The organism is Nocardiopsis aegyptia, assembly GCF_013410755.1.
GTDB lineage: Bacteria > Actinomycetota > Actinomycetes > Streptosporangiales > Streptosporangiaceae > Nocardiopsis > Nocardiopsis aegyptia.
Genome location: NZ_JACCFS010000001.1, coordinates 2867902 through 2884710, shown reverse-complemented (window position 1 = coordinate 2884710; position 16809 = coordinate 2867902). Strand labels below are relative to the sequence as shown.

Below are 16809 nucleotides of genomic sequence, written 5' to 3'. Positions count from 1 at the left end.
GGCGCGTCCGCCGCCTCAGAACACCGAGCAGTGGGTGAGGTCGGTGAAGGCCTCCAGCGCCGCCGCGCCCGCCACCGAGTTGCCCTTGGTGTCCAGGCCCGGCCCCCACGTGGCCACGGAGTAGCGTCCCGGCACGATCGCCAGGATGCCCCCGCCCACACCGCTCTTGCAGGGGAGACCGATGCGGTAGGCGAACTCGCCCGCCGCGTCGTAGGTGCCGCAGTTGAGCATGATCGACATGATGCGCCGGGCGTCGCCGTGGTCGATCAGCCGGCCGCCGTCGGCGCGCACCCCGTGCCGGGCCAGCAGCAGCCCGGCGCGGGCCAGTTCCTCGGTCGAGATGGTGATCGAGCACTGGCGGAAGTAGTGGTCGAGCGCCTCGGGCACCGGGTTGCGCATGTTGTCGAAGCTCGCCATCAGGTAGGCGAGGGCCCGGTTGCGGTGGCCGGTCTCGGCCTCCGAACCCGCGGTGACGCTGTCGACGCTCAGCTCGGGGTTGCCCGTCTCCGCGCGCAGCAGGTCCAAGAGCGCGGACAGGGCGTCACCGGTGTCGCTCAACAGCTGGTCGGTGACGACGATGGCGCCCGGGTTGATCAGCGGGTTGCGCGGGATGCCGTTCTCGAACTCCAGCTGGTAGAGCGAGTTGAAGGCCGACCCGGACGGCTCGCGGCCGACCCGCCGCCAGATGCCGTGGTCGGCGCGGCTCATCACCAGCGCCAGGGTGAAGACCTTGGTGATGCTCTGCATGGAGAAGCGGACGTGGAAGTCGCCGACGGAGTGGACGGTGCCGTCCACGGTGGCGACGGGTAGTCGGCGTCCCGGCCGGCCCCGACGTGCGGGCGGACCCGCTCCATGACGGCGTCCAGGACCCCGGCGAAGCGGGCGTCGGTCGTGCCGTGGGCGGCACCGCTCATCGCAGGCCCTCCCTGGTGTCCGGTGGCGCGGTCGTCACTGGCAGTATGCGGTGCCCGGGCGGGCCCGCGCGGCAGCGCCCGGCGTGTCCGGAGTGTCGGCGCCCCGCCCCCTCGCCGCGGCGCCCCTACGCGGCGCCCCTACGCGGCGCCCCTACTCGGCGCCCCTACTCGGCGCCGTCCAGGAGCTGGGCGTCGTGGACCAGCAGCGCCACCTGGACCCGGTTGTTGAGGTCGAGCTTGGTGAGGATGTTCGACACGTGCGTCTTGACGGTCGGCACGCTGAGGAACAGTGTGGCGGCGATGTCGGCGTTGGACCGGCCCTCGCCGACGGCGACCGCCACCTCGGCCTCCCGGGTGTTGAGCACCGCCAGCCGCTCCCGGGCCCGGACCGCGCGCTGGTCGTGCCCGGTCGAGGCCACCCGGTCGATGAGGCGCCTGGTCACGCTGGGGGAGAGGACGGGCAGGCCCCGGGCGACCCGGCGCACCGACTCCACGATCTCGTCCGGCGGGGTGTCCTTGAGCAGGAAGCCCGCCGCCCCGGCCCGCAGGGCCCGCAGGACGTGCTCGTCGGCGTCGAACGTGGTCAGGACCAGCACCTCCGGCGGACGCGGGAGGGCGCGCAGGCGCCCGGTGGCCGTCAGCCCGTCCACGCCCGGCATGCGGATGTCCATCAGCACGACGTCGGGGTCGTGCTCCTCGGCCAGTGCGAGCACGCCGGCGCCGTCCTCGGCCTCCGCGAGCACCCGGATGTCGGGCGCTCCGCCCATCATCATCACCAGCCCGACGCGCACCAGCGCGTCGTCGTCGACGATGACGACCCCGATCCGTCGGCTGCCCTGCTGCGGTTCGCTCATGAGGGCCACGGTAGCCAGGCCGAGAGCCGCCAGCCACCGGAGTCGGTCGGACCGTGCTCCAGCCGGCCCGACGCCAGCGACACCCGCTCGGCCAGGCCGACCAGCCCCTGGCCGGCCCCGTCGCCGGCGGCCGAGTGGTCCGGCGGCGCGGCGGCGGCGTCGTTCACCACCTCCACGGTGATCCCCTCGCCCGGGCCGCCGGCCACCCGCACCCGGGTGCGGGCGCCCGGAGCGTGCTTGCGCGCGTTGGTGAGGGCCTCCTGGACGATCCGGTAGGCCGCGCGCCCGACCCGGTCCGGCACCGGCTCCTCGTGCTCCCGCGACAGCTCGACCCGGGCGCCGACGTCGTCGGCCTCGGCCACGAGCTGGGGCAGGTCGGCCATGGTCGGCTGCGGCAGCTCGCCCACCGGGGCTCGCAGGACGCCGATCACCTCGCGCAGGTCCTGGAGCGCCTGGTGGGCGCTCTCCCGGATGACCTTCGCCGAGCGCGCCACCTGCTCCGGCGGTGTGTCCGGCCGGTACTCCAGGGCGCCGGCGAGCACGCTCAGCAGGGAGAGCCGGTGCCCGAGGACGTCGTGGATCTCGCGGGCGATGGACTCCCGGACCTGGTGCTGGGCCTGTTCGGCGCGCAGGCGGGCCTCGGTCTCGGCGTGCACGGCCCGGTCGCGCAGGGACTCCACCAGCCGCCGCCGGTGGTGGACGGTCAGGCCCCAGCCCGTCACGGCTCCCAGGATGGCGACGCCGAGCAGGAAGTCGACCAGGAAGGGCGAGTAGGGGTCGGGGCGCACGATGGCGTGGACGGAGGTGGCGCCCACGGCGAGCACGAGGACGGAGAGGCTGACCTTCGGCGGCCGGTGGACGGCCAGGGAGAACAGGGCGATGAGCATCGCCCCGGACACCAGGGTCAGGACCGAGGAGAGCAGGACGAGGACGACGGCGAGCTCGACCGGCCACCGCCGACGCCACCACAGGCCCACGCAGGCCGCCAGCGCGATCACCTGTTCGGTGGCCGACAGCCACAGCGGCAGGTCGACGGCGGTGTAGGGCGAGCCCTCTCCGTGCGGGGGGTCGGGGAACTCGACCGCCAGCGCCAGGCCGAAGCCGACCGCGAGCAGGAAGATGGTGAAGTCCACGATCCAGTCGCGCACGGTGCGCCGCCGTCGGCCGGTGGATGCGTTCATCGTCCCGGAGTCTATGGCGCGGGCGGCGCCGGATCCGGTATCGGCGGGGAACGCGGTACCGACGTCGGGCGACTCCCTACTTTGGTCGCGCCGGCGCGCGGGGGGCCGGTCCTCCGGACGCCCGGGCCGACACCGGTGGCCGATGCGGGCGACCGCGCGGGGGACCTAGCGTCGGTGGCATGCGCAAGATTCTTCAGGGCCTCGGCGTGCTCGTCTTCCTCATCGGTGTCAGCGGTGCCATCGACCACCTCTGGTACCAGCCGTTGTTCGGCATCGTCCTCAACTCCTTCAACAGGTTCGTCATCCCGAACGTGTCGTTCCTGCAGGAGTACGCGCTGTTCGCCAACCTGGCCGTGGCCGCCCTGGGCGGCGCGCTGGTCCTGGCGATGGAGGCCCTGGCGCCCGAGCGCCGCGGGTGAGCCGGCCGCCGGGAGCCCTCGGAGGCCCCGGCCGGGCGGCACGCGCGGTCACCCCGCGGGACCGAAGGGGAGCGCCGGGTGTCCGGGGTCGGTACGGTGGGGCCGATGAGCACATTGGTCACCGGGGCGACCGGGATGGTGGGCAGACGCGTCCTCACGGAGCTGGAGCGGCGCGGATTGCCCGTGACGGGTGCCTCGCGCACCTCGCCGACCCGCCTGGACTGGACGGACACCGCCAACTGGGGGGACGTCCTCAAGGGCGTGGAGCGCGTGTTCGTGGTCACACCGGTCGGCCTCGGCCTGGGCAGCCGCGTGGGCGGCTTCCTGGAGCGCGCGGCCGAGGCGGGCGTGGACCACGCCGTCGTGATGTCGGCCATGGGGACCGAGCACGCGCCCTCCGACTCCGACCAGCGCACGGCCGAGATGCGGGTCAAGGAGCTGTTCGGCCGCTGGACCGTCCTACGGCCCAACTGGTTCCACCAGGACTTCACCGAGGGGGTCTTCGCGAACCTCGCCCGGTCGCGCAACGGGCGCCTGGAACTGCCGGTGCGCAAGAAGTCCGGGATCAGCTTCGTGGACGCCCGCGACGTCGCCAACGCGGCCGTGGCCGCGCTGACCGCCGACCACCACGGCCGCGAGTACACCCTGACCGGCCCGCAGGCGCTGACCTTCCGCGAGGTGGTCAGGATGACCAAGGGCACGGACAGCCCGGTGTGGCGGTACAAGGCGATCGACGAGGCCGGGTTCTACTTCCGGGCGTCGGACCGCGGATGGGGCGAGCGCTACATCGACACCCTCAACGAGCGGTTCGCCGCCGCCAACGCGGGTCTGGCGGGCTCGGTCACCGAGGACGTGCGCGCCGCGCTGGGCCGCGACCCCATCCCGATGGCCCGCTTCGTGCGCGAGGCCACCGCCTGACCGGCCCGCGGGGCGGGTCCGGCCAGGCCGTGGCGGAGGCCTACTTCTTGAGGAGCTGGCGGGCCATCACCATGCGCTGGATCTGGTTGGTGCCCTCGTAGATCTGGGTGATCTTGGCGTCGCGCATCATGCGCTCCAGCGGGAAGTCCTTGACGTAGCCCGCGCCGCCGAGCAGCTGCACGGCGTCGGTGGTGATCTCCATGGCCGCGTCGGAGGCGTAGCACTTGGCCGCGGCACCGTAGAAGGCCAGGTCGTCGTCGCCGCGCTCGGACTTGGCGGCGGCGACGTAGACCATCTGGCGGGCCGTCTCCAGCTTCATCGCCATGTCGGCGAGCATGAACTGGACGCCCTGGAAGTCGGCGACGGCCTTGCCGAACTGCTTGCGCTCCTTGACGTAGGCCACGGCGTGGTCGAGCGCGCCCTGGGCGATGCCGACGGCCTGGGCACCGATGGTCACGCGCGTGTGGTCGAGGGTGCGCAGGGCGATCTTGAGCCCCTCGCCCGGGGCGCCGACGATCCGGTCGCCGGGGACGCGCACGTTGTCGAAGAACAGCTCGCGGGTGGGGGAGCCCTTGATGCCGAGCTTGCGCTCGGGCTCGCCCAGGGAGAAGCCCTCGTCGTCGGCGTGCAGGACGAACGCCGAGATGTTGCGCCCGCGCGGGCCGTCGGGGTCGGTCACGGCCAGGACCGTGTAGTACTTGCTCACGCCGGCGTTGGTGATCCAGGACTTCTGGCCGTTGAGGATCCAGTCGTCGCCGTCGGCCACCGCCTGGGAGCGCATGCTCGCGGTGTCGGAGCCCGCCTCGCGCTCGGACAGGCCGTAGGAGAACATCGCCGCGCCGCCGGCGACCTCGGGCAGGTAGCGCTGCTTGACCTCCTCGGAGGCGCCCAGGATGACGGGCATGGTGCCGAGCTTGTTGACCGCGGGGATGAGGGACGACGAGGCGCAGGCCCGGGCGACCTCCTCGATGATGATGCAGGTGGCCAGCGCGTCGGCGCCGACGCCGTCGTACTTCTCCTCGATGTGCGCGGCGTGGAAGTCGGTGGCGACCAGGGCGTCGTGGGCGGCCTGGGGGAAGGAGCTGGTCTCGTCCACCTCGGCGGCGTGCGGCGCGATCTTGTCCTCGGCGACGGAGCGTACGGCCTCGCGCAGCTCCTCGTGCTCCTCGGTGGTCTTGAACAGGTCGAAGTCGCTCATGAGTCTTCCCTCCCCGAGGGTGTCCCGCCCCTCGGCACTTGGCACCGCGTGCCGGTGTATGGCATCCAGTGCCAGGGTAGGGGGTGAACGGGACGAAGTACACAGACCGGGTCGGATACCTTCTGGGAGGCGTCGGGGGCGAGTGTCCGCGGAACACGCCCCACTGGACGCGGGGCAGGTGAAAGAGGTGAGCACAGCGTGGGGAACGGTGCCCAGGAGCGGTCGGCCGGCCGGAACGGGCCGCCGCGCGCGGCCACGCGCGAGGTGGTGCTGGCCGCGGTGCGGCTGTTCACCGAGGACGGCTTCGAGAGCACCACGATGGAGGGCATCGCCACCGCCGCGGGGATGAGCCGGCGGAGCCTGTTCCGACGCTTCGGCTCGAAGGAGGACATCCTCTTCGCCGAGCACGACGAGCTCTTCACGACCGTGGTCGCCTACCTGGAGGCCTCGCCCGACGAGCCCCTGGAAGCGGTCTGCTCGGCCGCGCGCCTGGTCCTGCAGGGCTACCTCCGCGACCCCGAGGTGACCGTTCCGCGCTACCGCCTGGTGCGCGCCCATCCCCGCCTGCGCGACCGCGAGGTCGCCATGACCGCCCGCTACCAGTCCGCGTTCAGCCGGTTCCTGGCCGACCGCGAGGGCTCCGAGGGCCGCTCGCTGCCCGCCGGCGTGGTCGCGGCCTCGGTCATCGCCGCGCACAACCACGTGCTCCGGTCCTGGCTGCGCGAGCCGACGGAGGACGGGCGGCGCGTGTGGGCCCGGTTCGACACGGCGATGGACCTGGTCCGCCGCTCGGCGCGGACGGTGCTGGCGGCCGAGGAGGACCTCCCGTCCGAGAACCGCGTGCTGGTCGCGGTCTACCCGGGCGGCACCGACCGCGAGGCCCTGCTCCGCCGTATCGGAGCGGCCGTCGAGCAGGACTCCTGACCCGGGGGCCGTGCCCCGGTGAGGGCGCCGTCTTCCGGGCGCCCGAGACCGGTTGAAACGGGTCCCGCTCGCAGGAACCACAGGGGGTTGGTCGGGCCGAAGCGAGGAACGAGCGGAGGCCCAAGGCAAGCACAGGTGTGAGGGGCGCGCTGGTGCCTGCAGGAGGAGTCTCTGCCGCCAGCGATCTTGCGAGCCAGGCAGTAGCGACGACGAAGGCCCCAGCGTGAAGCGCCCCGAACACAAGTAGGCTGGACGGGGCCCGGAATCGGGTGCGACCAGGACACGAGGCGGGACGGGCAGCGAGGATGAGCGTGGACACGGCGGGCGCGGCGAGGCAGGAGGCCGAGGTGTCGCGGGAGGCGGGGCGTCGGCGGACGTTCGCGGTGATCTCGCACCCGGATGCCGGTAAGTCGACGCTGACCGAGGCCCTGGCGCTGCACGCGGCGGCGATCTCCTCGGCCGGTGCGGTGCACGGCAAGGGCGACCGGCGGGGGGTGACCTCGGACTGGATGGAGATGGAGCAGGACCGGGGGATCTCGATCACCTCGGCGGCGCTGCGCATCGACTACTCCGACCGGGTGCTGAACCTGGTGGACACCCCGGGTCACGCGGACTTCTCCGAGGACACCTACCGGGTGCTCTCGGCGGTGGACTGCGCGATCATGCTGCTGGACTCGGCCAAGGGCCTGGAGCCGCAGACGCTGAAGCTGTTCGACGTGTGCCGGGCACGCAGGATGCCGGTGATCACGTTCGTGAACAAGTGGGACCGTCCCGGGCGTGAGCCGTTGGAGCTGCTGGACGAGATCGAGCAGCGGATCGGGCTGCGGCCCACGCCGTTGAACTGGCCGGTGGGCATCGCCGGGGACTTCCGCGGGCTCATCGACCGGTCGAGCGGCACCTACACCAAGATGACGCGGCAGCCGGGCGGGGCGACCAAGGCCCTGGAGGAGGTCCTGGACGCGGACGAGGCGGCCCGGGTCGAGGGCGCCGAGTGGGTGCAGGCCCAGGAGGAGATCGAGCTCCTGGAGGCGCTGGGCGCGGACTTCGACCACGACTCGTTCATGGCCGGGGAGTCCTCGCCGGTGCTGTTCGGGGCGGCGCTGCCCAACTTCGGGGTGGGGCAGCTCCTGGAGGCCGTGGTGGGCCTGGCGCCGGCTCCGGCGGCCAAGGCCGACGCCGGGGAGCGGGCGCGGCCGGTGGAGGCGGCCTTCTCCGGGCAGGTGTTCAAGATGCAGGCCAACATGGACAAGAACCACCGCGACCGCATGGCGTTCGTGCGGGTGTCCTCGGGGCGCTTCGACCGGGGCATGGTGCTCACGCACGCGGCGACGGGGCGGCCGTTCGCGACCAAGTACTCGCAGGCGGTGTTCGGCTCCGAGCGCTCCACGATCGACACGGCGTTCCCGGGTGACGTGATCGCGCTCGTCAACGCCCAGGCACTGTCCGTGGGGGACACCCTCTACGACGGTCCCAAGGTGGAGTTCCCGCCCATCCCGAGCTTCGCGCCCGAGCACTTCGTGGTGGCGCGGGCCAAGGACGCGGGCAAGTACAAGCAGTTCCAGCGCGGCATCGCCCAGCTGGACGCCGAGGGCGTGGTGCAGGTGCTCACCTCGGACGTGCGCGGAGAGCAGGCGCCGGTGCTGGCCGCGGTGGGACCGCTGCAGTTCGACGTGGTGCGCCACCGCATGGAGCAGGAGTTCCGGGCGCCGGTGGAGACCTCGCCGCTGGACTACTCCGTGGCGCGGCGCACCGACGCCGAGTCGGCGCCCGCCCTGCACGCGCTCTCGGGCGCGGAGGTGCTGCGGCGCCGCAACGACGGCGAGCTGCTGGTGCTGGTGCACAACAAGTGGCGGCTGCGGGTCATCGAGCGCGAGCACCCGGGCCTGTTCATGGAACCCCTCCTCGCGGGCGGCGTGGTCGAGGGCGACTGACCCCGCCGCGCGGCCCCGGCGGGGTTCCGCCCGCCGTCCGGCCCGCTGTCCGGCCGGTGAACGGCGACCGTGCCTGTGACGCGCCCCACCGGCGACCATTTCCCCCGGGGTTGTTGACGGTGTTTACCCGGCGTGAAAACCGATGACGCTTTGTCGATGCCCGCCGGTCGGTCGCGCGCAATGAGTCCAGGGTTCGGGCGTCCCGGTATCCGAGTGGTCGAGAAAGTCTCACGGTGCGGTCGGGGGCGGTGTGAAATCCCGTGCCCGGGGCACACAGAGTGGACATCTTCCGGCGCTCGGCCGTGGGGGCGGTGGGGCGCACGGGGTGTGGGGCACCCGGGTGGAGGCCAAGATCACCGCCTCCGGGGCACCCCGCGCCAGCTGCCGTGATCTGGGCGAAGGTACCCTGTGAGAAGGCCACTAGAGCTCGCTCGAACACCTGACCGCACCGCCGGCCGCCCGGGTCTGTCCAGATCTGTGAAGGGGCGTCCGCGGACGACGGGTTCGGGATGGGAGAAGTGCTCAGGGGACCGGTACAGGAGGCGGCGGTGCCATCGGGGGACCCCCGGTGCCGCCCGTGAAGCCTCAGGGTGATCACGGCGTAATCGACGGCTGGCAAAGATTGTAAATCTTCACTGTGTGGTAATTATCCGTGCGTCTGGGTATGTGTTGCATGTCACCTGTTCGCGAAACGGTGGAACTTATATGATTTTGCTTAACCGTTGTTTAACAAAACAGAACAATAACGAGTGAATCAAGAACGTGGCGGCGGACCGTCCCGCGTCTGACGCACCTCACGTATCCCCCGCCTGGAAAGGTTGACCTCGGGCATGAGCGAAGACGACAAAGAGCGCACGGTGGAGCTCCACTACGACGGCGGCGTACTGAAGCTGCCGGTGTTCACCGGTACCGAGGGTGAGCGCACCATCGAGCTGAAGACGCTGCTGGGCTCGACCGGTATGACCACCCTGGATCCGGGGTTCGGCAACACCGCTTCGTGTAGCTCGGAGATCACCTACATCGACGGTGCGGCCGGGATCCTGCGCTACCGCGGGTACCCCATCGAGGACCTCGCCGTGGGCGCGACCTTCCTCGAGGTCGCCTACCTGGTGATCTACGGCGAGCTCCCGGAGCCCGCCCAGCTCAAGGAGTTCTCCGACAAGCTGCGCGAGAACGCCGGCATCCCCGACGACATGGGCGCGCTCATCGACGCGATGCCCCGCAACGGGCACCCGATGTCCCTGATGGCCAGCGCCGTCAACACCCTCGCCGCCTACTACGACGACAGCGTCGACCCCTCCGACGAGGAGCAGGTCGAGCTGGCCACGATCCGGCTGATGGCCAAGCTGCCGACGATCGCGTCGCGCATCTACCGCAACTCCATCGGCGAGAAGCCCATCAACCCGGACGAGTCCCTCGACTACGTCGAGAACTTCATCAAGATGACGTTCGGCGACGGCGCCCCCGAGGGCGAGCTGGGCGACCTGTTCAACAAGGCCGTCGGCATGCTGCTGGTGCTGCACGCGGACCACGAGCTGAACTGCTCCACCGCCACCGTGCGCGTCGTCGGCTCCTCGCAGGCCGACATCTACGCCAGCGTCGCCTCCGGCATCAACGCCCTGTCCGGCCCGTCGCACGGCGGCGCCAACCAGGCCGTGCTGGAGATGCTGGAGGAGATCCGCGACTCCGGCATCAGCATCGACGACTTCCTGGAGCGGGTGAAGGCCCGCGAGATGCGCCTCATGGGCTTCGGCCACCGGGTCTACAAGAACTTCGACCCGCGCAGCAAGGAGATCAAGGTTCTGGCCAGCCAGATCCTCGACCGGGACGAGAACCCCGACGAGCTGTTCAAGCTGGCCCTGAAGCTGGAGGCCGCCGCGCTCGCCGACTCCTACTTCACCGACCGCAAGCTGTACCCGAACGTCGACTTCTACACCGGCGTCATCTACCGCACCATGGGCTTCCCGACCAACATGTTCACCGTGTTGTTCGCCATCGGCCGCCTGCCCGGCTGGGTCGCCCACTACCGCGAGCAGCTGCACGACCCGGCCTTCCGGATCGCGCGCCCGCGGCAGCACTACGTCGGCGCCTCCGAGCGCCGCTACCCCGGCGCCTCGGACGCCTAGTAGACGGGGCCTTCGCGCCCTCCGGTGCGCTCCCTCGTTCCTCGGGAGTGCACCGGAAGGCCCTCCAGGACCCGTCGGCGCCCTCGCTGTGCTTTCTTTGGGCCTCCGCTCGTCCCTCGCTTTGGCCCGACCAACCCCCCGGACGCCTGATGGACGGGGCCTTCGCGCCCTCCGGTGCGCTCCCTCGTTCCTCGGGAGTGCACCGGAAGGCCCTCCAGGACCCGTCGGCGCCCTCGCTGTGCTTTCTTTGGGCCTCCGCTCGTCCCTCGCTTTGGCCCGGATAGACCCCCTGGGGTCCTGTGGGCGGGGCCGCTCACCTTGACCCCCTGGGGTCCGGGCAAGCCGACCGCACCGCCCGTCCGCGTCGCCAGACGCGGGCGGGCGTTTGCTTTGGGGCCCGGGTTCGTTGGGACCGGACATGTCCGTACTCGGGTGGGACCGGGTCTTTCCGCGTCCTTTGCCTACGCAGAGTCGTCAGTGTGCGACCTTGAGGGAACTGGCAGGGTGCGGCCCCTCGGCGGGGCACGGGACGGCGCGATCGAGCGGAGGCGACGATGGTCCGGTATGCGTTGGCCGGCGACATGCTCGGGGAGCTGAGCCGGAACTGGTGGCTGGTGCTGCTGCGGGGGATCGCCGCGATCGTCTTCGGGGTGCTGGCCCTGATCTGGCCCGGTCTGACACTCGTCGCCCTGGCGGTCGTCTTCGGTGTCTACGCGCTCGTCGACGCGGGCGCCCTGGCCTACGTGGCCTACCGCTCCGCCCCGGGCAGCCGCGCGGGGCTGGTGGTGCAGGCGGTCCTGAGCGCCCTGATGGGGCTCATCGCGCTGATCTGGCCGCTGGCCGCGATCGTCGCGCTGGTGTTCGTGATCGGAGTGTGGGCGGTCCTGACCGGCGTGGCCGAGATCGTCGCCGCCGTGCGGCTGCGGGCGCACATCACGTCGGAGTGGCTGCTCATCTTCGTCGGCGCCCTGTCGGTCGTCTTCGGCCTGCTGCTGTGGTTCTGGCCCCTGGAGGGGGCACAGGCCATCGTCTTCGTGGTCGGGATCTACGCCATCATCTTCGGCATCGTGCTGGCCGTCGCGGGCGTCCGGCTCCGGGGCGCGGCCGACGCCTTCGTCCCGCCGGGCGAGCGGGGCCTGGGAGCGCGGGACGACGCGCCCGTGGAGGACTACGCGGGCGGCGAGGACTTCGGCGGGGACGGGGGCGGCCTGCGGCCCGACCCGGGGGAGGACCCGCAGGCGGGGGGACGCCACCGCGCACGCTGGGACGAGGAGCCCCCGGACGCCCCGGGGCGGATCTGACCCTCACTCCTCGCTGACGAGGAGGGACCCGAGGCGGTCGGTCTGGCTGTCGGGGACGACCAGACCGGCCTTCTCCGCCTGCCAGGAGAGGAAGTGCGGTGTCCGCCGGTGCGCCTCCAGCGCCTCCCGGTCGGCGAACACCTCGTAGACCCAGAACAGGTCCGGGTCCTCGGTGTCGGCGGCCACGTCGAAGCGCAGGCAGCCCGGTTCGTCCCGGACCGAGGCCACCGCGTTGCGCGAGATGCCGGTGAGGAAGCCGGCCCGTCGTCCGGGGAGCACCCGGACGGAGATGACGAGGCTGACGGAGCGGTCGGGCACGGGGCCTCCCGGTGGTGGGCGTCGCGGTCTCCGCCATGGTGACGGATGTGTGGACCGCACGGGGATCATAGGATCGCGTGGCGCACGGGGACGACGGGGGCGGTGGTCGGGGCATGGGCGGCGAGGGCGACCACCTGGTCGTGGTGACCGGCGGGCCGGGATCGGGCAAGACGACCCTCATCGACCACCTCGCGGCGCTCGGCCACGCCCGCACGCCCGAGGCGGGACGGGCCGTCATCCGCGACCAGCGCGAGATCGGCGGCCCCGGCCTGGCGTGGAAGAACGACCGTCTCTTCGCGGAGCTGATGCTCGCCTGGGAGATCCGCTCCTACCGGGAGGCCCTGGCGTGGCCGGGCCCGGTCCTGTGCGACCGCGGCATCCCCGACCTGGTCGGCTACCACCTGCTGCGCGGGCGCCCGGTCCCGGAGCACGTCGCCGAGGCCGCGCGCCGGTTCCGCTACCACCGCCGCGTGTTCGTCGCCCCGCCCTGGCCCGAGATCTACACCGGCGACGCGGAACGCCACCAGTCGCCGGAGGAGGCCGAGCGCACCCACCGGGCGATGGCCGAGGCCTACCCCGCGTGCGGGTACGAGGTGGTGGAGCTGCCGCGGGCGCCGGTCGCCGAGCGGGCCCGGTTCCTGCTCGACGCCCTGGAGGGTTCAGCCGCCCAGTGAGAGGCCCCGCTCGGCGAGCAGTTCCCGCAGGACACGGATCCCCTTGGGGCCCATGCCGTGCAGCCGCAGCAGTTCCGACGCGGCCACGCCGTCCAGCTGGGCCGGTTCGGTGTACCCGGCCGCGGCCAGGGCCCGCTTGGCGGGGTTGCTCAGTCCGGGGAAGGCTTCCGTGTCGTCCATGACCCGTTTCTACCGCGGGCCGCCGTCGCCCGGGGGCGGGGACACGACGCGGTTGGCCGCAGGTGGCCTCGGGGTGGGTGCTCCCTTGTGGTTCGGGTAGGTCAACGACAGACTCTTGTCTAGTAAAGGAACGGTGATCGCCCGCGGGCCCCGCGCACCCGGGCGACCGACACGGGGAGTGATACGGCGGTGGCGAGCGCGTCTGGGGCGAGGATGCCGCCAATGAGCTGGGAGGGCATCGACCACGCCCTGAACCGTGTCCGCGGTGAGGCCGACCGGATCTCCCTCAACCTGACCGACCTGGACCAGCACGTCGGCCACCGCCTGCTCAGGGGAGCGAAGCTCACCGGCCGCACGCTGGCGCGGTGGGAGCACGCCAGTCGGCACGTCCACAGCCTGTGGACGGTCCACGGCGCCTTCCGGTCCGTGGTGGAGAGCGCCACGGAGCTGCACGCCCAGGGGCGCGACGCCCAGCGCGAACTCACCTTCCTGCTGACCGGCGAGTCCGTCCGCCTCCCGCGCGAGGTGCCCCTGGCCGAACGCGGGCTCCTGGACGAGGACACCGAGCGCATCTCCCTGGCCGAGGCCATCGCCCGGATGTCCGCCGACTACGAGGAGGTCACCGAGGTCGTCTCGGTGGCCGAGACCGCCTGGGACGCGCTGCACCCCCGACTCACCGAGCTGGACGCCATGTGGCAGGAGATCCGCACGCTCTCCGACATGGTCGAGCTCGGCGACACCGAGCACGAGGCCCTGCGCAGCGAACTCGAACTCGTGGGCGACGTCGTCCGGTGCGACCCCCTGTCGCTGTTCGAGGACGGCCGGGTGGACACCTCCTCCCTGGAGCGGATGCGGGGCCGGCTGGAACGCACCCGCGGCGAGCTGCGCGACGCCCTGCGCATGCGCGACTCCTACGACGAGAGCGTCGAGCGGCTGAGCTCGGCCGTCGACGACGTGGAGACCGTCCTGCGCCGCGCCCGCGAGCTGCGGATCCAGGTCGTCCGCAAGATCTCCTCGCCGGAGGCCGTCGAGGTCCCCGATCCGGTCCCCGCGCTGCGCACGCGGCTCAAGGGCATGGACGTCCTGCGGACCGAGGGCCGCTGGCGCGAGCTTGGCGCCCTGCTCGGCGAACTCCAGCGCGCCGTCCACACGGCGGCCGACGACGCCCGCGACAGGGAGGCGAACCTGACCGGGCTGCTGGAGCGCCGCGCCGAACTCCGCGGTCGCCTGGACGCCTACCGGGCGCGCGCCGTCCGCCTGGGCTTCGCCGAGGAGGACCGGCTCACCGAACTGCACCGCGAGGCGCACTGGGGCCTGTGGAGCGCGCCCTGCGACCTGCGCCGGGCCACCGTCGCCCTCTCCGCGTACCAGAGGACGCTGGTCGAACTCTCCGGAACCGAACCCGCTCAGAACAGAACCACACCGGGCGCGGCGGCGTCAGACGGCGAGAGCGATGGTGGTGTGACATGACCCAGTGCACGACCCCCGGCTGCCGGGGGCGGATCGAGGACGGCTTCTGCGGCGTGTGCGGACTGGCGCCCGTCGACGCGGTCGCCGCCTCGGGCCCGCAGGCGTCGCTACGGCCGGGTCCCCTCTCGGGCCCGCAGGCGTCCCCGCGACCGGGAGTCCCCTCCGGCCCGCAGCCGTCCTTCGGCGCCGTACCGCCGCGCGAGGCCCTCGACCAGTGGCTCACCGACACCTCCGGCGGCGACTCCGTCCACTCGCACCCCATCTCCGGCAACGTCAAGCTCTCCGGCCGCTCCGGTCCCGGGAGCATCGCCGGCGCCGTCAACAGCGGAGGGTCGTCGCGGTCCAGCCGGCGGTCGGACCGCGGGATGCTCGGCGCGGGCATGGTCGAGGTCCCCCTGGTGCCCTACCGGGACCCCGCCGAGGCCGTCATGGCCAACCCCGTGGTCGCGGAGAAGAACCGGTTCTGCGGCAACTGCGGCGAGAGGGTCGGCCGGTCCCGGGGCGACCAGCCCGGGCGCACCGAGGGCTTCTGCCGCAAGTGCGGGACGCAGTTCTCCTTCACTCCCAAGCTCGTCAACGGCGACCAGGTCGGCGGCCAGTACGAGGTGCTCGGCTGCCTGGCGCACGGCGGACTGGGCTGGATCTACCTGGCCCGCGACCGCAACGTCAACGACCGCTGGGTCGTGCTCAAGGGCCTGCTCAACGCCGGCGACGCCGAGGCGCACAAGGCCGCGGCGGCAGAACGGGCCTTCCTGTCGGAGGTCGAGCACCCCAACATCGTCAAGATCATCAACTTCTCGCAGCACCCCGACCCCCGCACCGGGATCCCCGGCGGGCACATCGTGATGGAGTACGTCGGCGGCAAGTCCCTGCGCGAACTCCTCATCGAGCGCCGCGAACAGGGCACCGGCGACGAGGTCCTGCCCGTCGACCAGGTGATCGCCTACGGCCTGGAGTCGCTGCGCGCGCTCGGCTACCTGCACAGCAAGGGCCTGCTCTACTGCGACTTCAAGCCCGACAACGTCATCCAGAGCGAGGAGCAGATCAAGCTCATCGACCTGGGCGGCGTGCGGCGCATGGACGACACCCTGAGCCCCGTCTACACCACCCCCGGCTACCGGGTGCCCGAGGAGGAACTGCGCGGCCCCGGTCCCACGATCAGCGCCGACCTGTACTCCGTCGGCCGGGCACTGGCCGTGCTGAGCTTCCGGTTCAGCTTCATGCGCGAGCACCCGCACAGCCTGCCGCCGCGCGAGAGCGTGCCGCTGCTCCAGCGCTACGAGTCGTTCGACCGCCTGCTCCGGCGCGCCACCCACCTCGACATCGAGCGTCGCTTCCACGACGCCGGCGACATGGCCGACCAGCTGACCGGGGTCCTGCGCGAGGTGCTGTCGGACCTGCAGGGAGCGCCGCATCCGGCGCCCTCGTCCCTGTTCGGCGGGGAGAACTTCACGGGCGTCCCGGAGGCCGGCACCCACAACGCCGACCGCATGCTCGGCCCGCCCTCGCCCACCGAGGCGGCGACGCTGCTGCCCAGCCCGCTGATCGACCCCGCCGACCCCGCGGCCCAGCACCTGCGCGGCTTCTCCTCGCTGGCCGTGGACGAGCTGGTGCCCGCGCTGCGCGCCATGCCGGCCCCCACACCGGAGACCCGGCTGATGCTGACCCGCGCCCTGCTCACCGCGGGCCGGCACGGTGAGGCCATGGACGCCCTGCAGAAGTTCGCCGAGGCCGTCCCCGGCGACTGGCGCACGATGTGGTACCTGGCCGTCGCCGAGCTGAGCACCGGGCGCTTCCGGGAGGCGCGCGAGCACTTCGACGAGCTGTACGACCACCTTCCCGGGGAGATCGCGCCCAAGCTCGGCCTGGCCATCGCCTGCGAGCGCGTCGGTGAGCACGAGACCGCCGCGCGCCAGTACCAGACCGTGTGGGGCACCGACCACTCCTTCGTCAGTGCCGCCTTCGGCCTGGCCCGCATCCGGCTGGCCCAGGGCGACCGGAGCGCGGCCATCGCGGTGCTGGACACCGTGCCCGAACTGTCGAGCCTGTACGTGCAGGCGCAGACCGCGCTCATCGCCGTGCTGGCCACGCCCCAGCGCGCCACCGACGCCGGCGACTTCGTCCAGGCCGGTCGCCGCCTGGAACGGATCGGGCTGGACGGGGAGTCCGCCGACCGCCTGGCCACGCGGGTCCTGGAGGCCGCGCTGGGCTGGCTCGACGCGGGCGGCCGGGCCCCGGAACGGCAGTCCCTGCTCGGCGACCGCTTCACCGAGGACGGCGTACGGACCAACCTGGACCGGCGGTACCGGGCTCTGGCCTACCGCGCGACCGGAGCGGCCGAGCGTTACGAACTCGTCGACAAGGCCAACTCCCTGCGTCCTGTGACGCTGCTGTGAGGAAC

15 protein-coding genes are annotated in these 16809 nt (G+C 72.2%); 9 read left to right on the top strand and 6 right to left on the bottom strand.

Going from position 1 to position 16809, the window contains the following annotated elements; all coding sequences use genetic code 11:
* Positions 1 to 15: 15 nt before the first annotated feature.
* The 3 genes from HNR10_RS12965 to HNR10_RS12955 all read right to left on the bottom strand — a co-directional run bounded on the left by HNR10_RS12965 (position 16) and on the right by HNR10_RS12955 (position 2949).
* Positions 16 to 795, bottom strand: coding sequence for a glutaminase (locus HNR10_RS12965; protein ID WP_179823482.1), 780 nt, complete (start codon positions 793 to 795; stop codon positions 16 to 18).
* Positions 796 to 1078: 283 nt separating this feature from the next.
* Positions 1079 to 1768, bottom strand: coding sequence for a response regulator transcription factor (locus HNR10_RS12960; RefSeq protein ID WP_179823480.1), 690 nt, complete (start codon positions 1766 to 1768; stop codon positions 1079 to 1081).
* Positions 1765 to 2949 carry a sensor histidine kinase gene (locus HNR10_RS12955; protein ID WP_179823478.1) on the bottom strand — a complete coding sequence of 395 codons (1185 nt, stop codon included), beginning with the start codon at positions 2947 to 2949 and terminating at the stop codon, positions 1765 to 1767. Before HNR10_RS12955 ends, HNR10_RS12960 begins: the two co-directional genes overlap by 4 nt.
* Before the next feature lie 179 nt (positions 2950 to 3128).
* On the opposite strand from HNR10_RS12955, the gene HNR10_RS12950 reads away from it, so the two are divergent.
* Complete coding sequence (locus HNR10_RS12950) at positions 3129 to 3368, top strand: hypothetical protein (protein ID WP_179823475.1); 240 nt, start codon at positions 3129 to 3131, stop codon at positions 3366 to 3368.
* 105 nt (positions 3369 to 3473) lie between these two features.
* Positions 3474 to 4286: an NAD-dependent epimerase/dehydratase family protein gene (locus HNR10_RS12945; protein ID WP_179823473.1), complete on the top strand. Its 813-nt coding sequence runs from the start codon at positions 3474 to 3476 to the stop codon at positions 4284 to 4286.
* A gap of 40 nt (positions 4287 to 4326) precedes the next feature.
* On the opposite strand, the gene HNR10_RS12940 is transcribed toward HNR10_RS12945, so the two are convergent.
* Positions 4327 to 5484, bottom strand: a complete 1158-nt coding sequence (locus tag HNR10_RS12940) for an acyl-CoA dehydrogenase family protein (protein ID WP_179823471.1) — start codon at positions 5482 to 5484, stop codon at positions 4327 to 4329.
* A 198-nt stretch (positions 5485 to 5682) separates the two neighbouring features.
* Between HNR10_RS12940 and HNR10_RS12935 the strand changes: the two genes are divergently transcribed.
* The 4 genes from HNR10_RS12935 (at position 5683) to HNR10_RS12920 (ending at position 11766) form a co-directional block, all read left to right on the top strand.
* Complete coding sequence (locus HNR10_RS12935) at positions 5683 to 6408, top strand: TetR/AcrR family transcriptional regulator (protein WP_179823469.1); 726 nt, start codon at positions 5683 to 5685, stop codon at positions 6406 to 6408.
* Positions 6409 to 6713: 305 nt separating this feature from the next.
* Positions 6714 to 8339, top strand: a complete 1626-nt coding sequence (locus HNR10_RS12930) for a peptide chain release factor 3 (protein ID WP_179823467.1) — start codon at positions 6714 to 6716, stop codon at positions 8337 to 8339.
* A gap of 830 nt (positions 8340 to 9169) precedes the next feature.
* Positions 9170 to 10465, top strand: coding sequence for a citrate synthase (locus tag HNR10_RS12925; RefSeq protein ID WP_179823465.1), 1296 nt, complete (start codon positions 9170 to 9172; stop codon positions 10463 to 10465).
* A gap of 554 nt (positions 10466 to 11019) precedes the next feature.
* Entirely contained in the window at positions 11020 to 11766 is a 747-nt protein-coding gene (locus HNR10_RS12920; RefSeq protein WP_179823463.1) for an HdeD family acid-resistance protein, read from the top strand.
* A gap of 3 nt (positions 11767 to 11769) precedes the next feature.
* Here the strand turns inward: HNR10_RS12920 and HNR10_RS12915 are convergent, their stop codons facing one another.
* A complete protein-coding gene (locus HNR10_RS12915) occupies positions 11770 to 12084 on the bottom strand; it encodes a putative quinol monooxygenase (RefSeq protein ID WP_312889236.1) in 315 nt (104 codons plus the stop codon).
* A 113-nt stretch (positions 12085 to 12197) separates the two neighbouring features.
* Here HNR10_RS12915 and HNR10_RS12910 point away from each other — a divergent pair, with 113 nt between their 5' ends.
* Positions 12198 to 12758, top strand: a complete 561-nt coding sequence (locus HNR10_RS12910) for an AAA family ATPase (RefSeq protein ID WP_179829704.1) — start codon at positions 12198 to 12200, stop codon at positions 12756 to 12758.
* Here the strand turns inward: HNR10_RS12910 and HNR10_RS12905 are convergent.
* Positions 12744 to 12938, bottom strand: a complete 195-nt coding sequence (locus tag HNR10_RS12905) for a helix-hairpin-helix domain-containing protein (protein ID WP_179823459.1) — start codon at positions 12936 to 12938, stop codon at positions 12744 to 12746. The genes HNR10_RS12910 and HNR10_RS12905 overlap by 15 nt on opposite strands.
* Before the next feature lie 222 nt (positions 12939 to 13160).
* On the opposite strand from HNR10_RS12905, the gene HNR10_RS12900 reads away from it, so the two are divergent.
* Together HNR10_RS12900 and HNR10_RS12895 are read left to right on the top strand one after the other, a co-directional pair.
* A complete protein-coding gene (locus tag HNR10_RS12900) occupies positions 13161 to 14408 on the top strand; it encodes a coiled-coil domain-containing protein (protein WP_179823457.1) in 1248 nt (415 codons plus the stop codon).
* Complete coding sequence (locus HNR10_RS12895; RefSeq protein ID WP_179823455.1) at positions 14405 to 16804, top strand: serine/threonine-protein kinase; 2400 nt, start codon at positions 14405 to 14407, stop codon at positions 16802 to 16804. Before HNR10_RS12900 ends, HNR10_RS12895 begins: the two co-directional genes overlap by 4 nt.
* Positions 16805 to 16809 lie beyond the last annotated feature (5 nt).

What these genes read in the sequence shown, in the direction of transcription:
- HNR10_RS12960 (WP_179823480.1), bottom strand. Translation starts at nt 1,768, where the DNA reads ATGAGCGAACCGCAGCAGGGCAGCCGACGGATCGGGGTCGTCATCGTC.
- HNR10_RS12955 (WP_179823478.1), bottom strand. Translation starts at nt 2,949, where the DNA reads ATGAACGCATCCACCGGCCGACGGCGGCGCACCGTGCGCGACTGGATC.
- HNR10_RS12950 (WP_179823475.1), top strand. Translation starts at nt 3,129, where the DNA reads ATGCGCAAGATTCTTCAGGGCCTCGGCGTGCTCGTCTTCCTCATCGGT.
- HNR10_RS12945 (WP_179823473.1), top strand. Translation starts at nt 3,474, where the DNA reads ATGAGCACATTGGTCACCGGGGCGACCGGGATGGTGGGCAGACGCGTC.
- HNR10_RS12940 (WP_179823471.1), bottom strand. Translation starts at nt 5,484, where the DNA reads ATGAGCGACTTCGACCTGTTCAAGACCACCGAGGAGCACGAGGAGCTG.
- HNR10_RS12930 (WP_179823467.1), top strand. Translation starts at nt 6,714, where the DNA reads ATGAGCGTGGACACGGCGGGCGCGGCGAGGCAGGAGGCCGAGGTGTCG.
- HNR10_RS12925 (WP_179823465.1), top strand. Translation starts at nt 9,170, where the DNA reads ATGAGCGAAGACGACAAAGAGCGCACGGTGGAGCTCCACTACGACGGC.
- HNR10_RS12920 (WP_179823463.1), top strand. Translation starts at nt 11,020, where the DNA reads ATGGTCCGGTATGCGTTGGCCGGCGACATGCTCGGGGAGCTGAGCCGG.
- HNR10_RS12910 (WP_179829704.1), top strand. Translation starts at nt 12,198, where the DNA reads ATGGGCGGCGAGGGCGACCACCTGGTCGTGGTGACCGGCGGGCCGGGA.
- HNR10_RS12905 (WP_179823459.1), bottom strand. Translation starts at nt 12,938, where the DNA reads ATGGACGACACGGAAGCCTTCCCCGGACTGAGCAACCCCGCCAAGCGG.
- HNR10_RS12900 (WP_179823457.1), top strand. Translation starts at nt 13,161, where the DNA reads ATGAGCTGGGAGGGCATCGACCACGCCCTGAACCGTGTCCGCGGTGAG.
- HNR10_RS12895 (WP_179823455.1), top strand. Translation starts at nt 14,405, where the DNA reads ATGACCCAGTGCACGACCCCCGGCTGCCGGGGGCGGATCGAGGACGGC.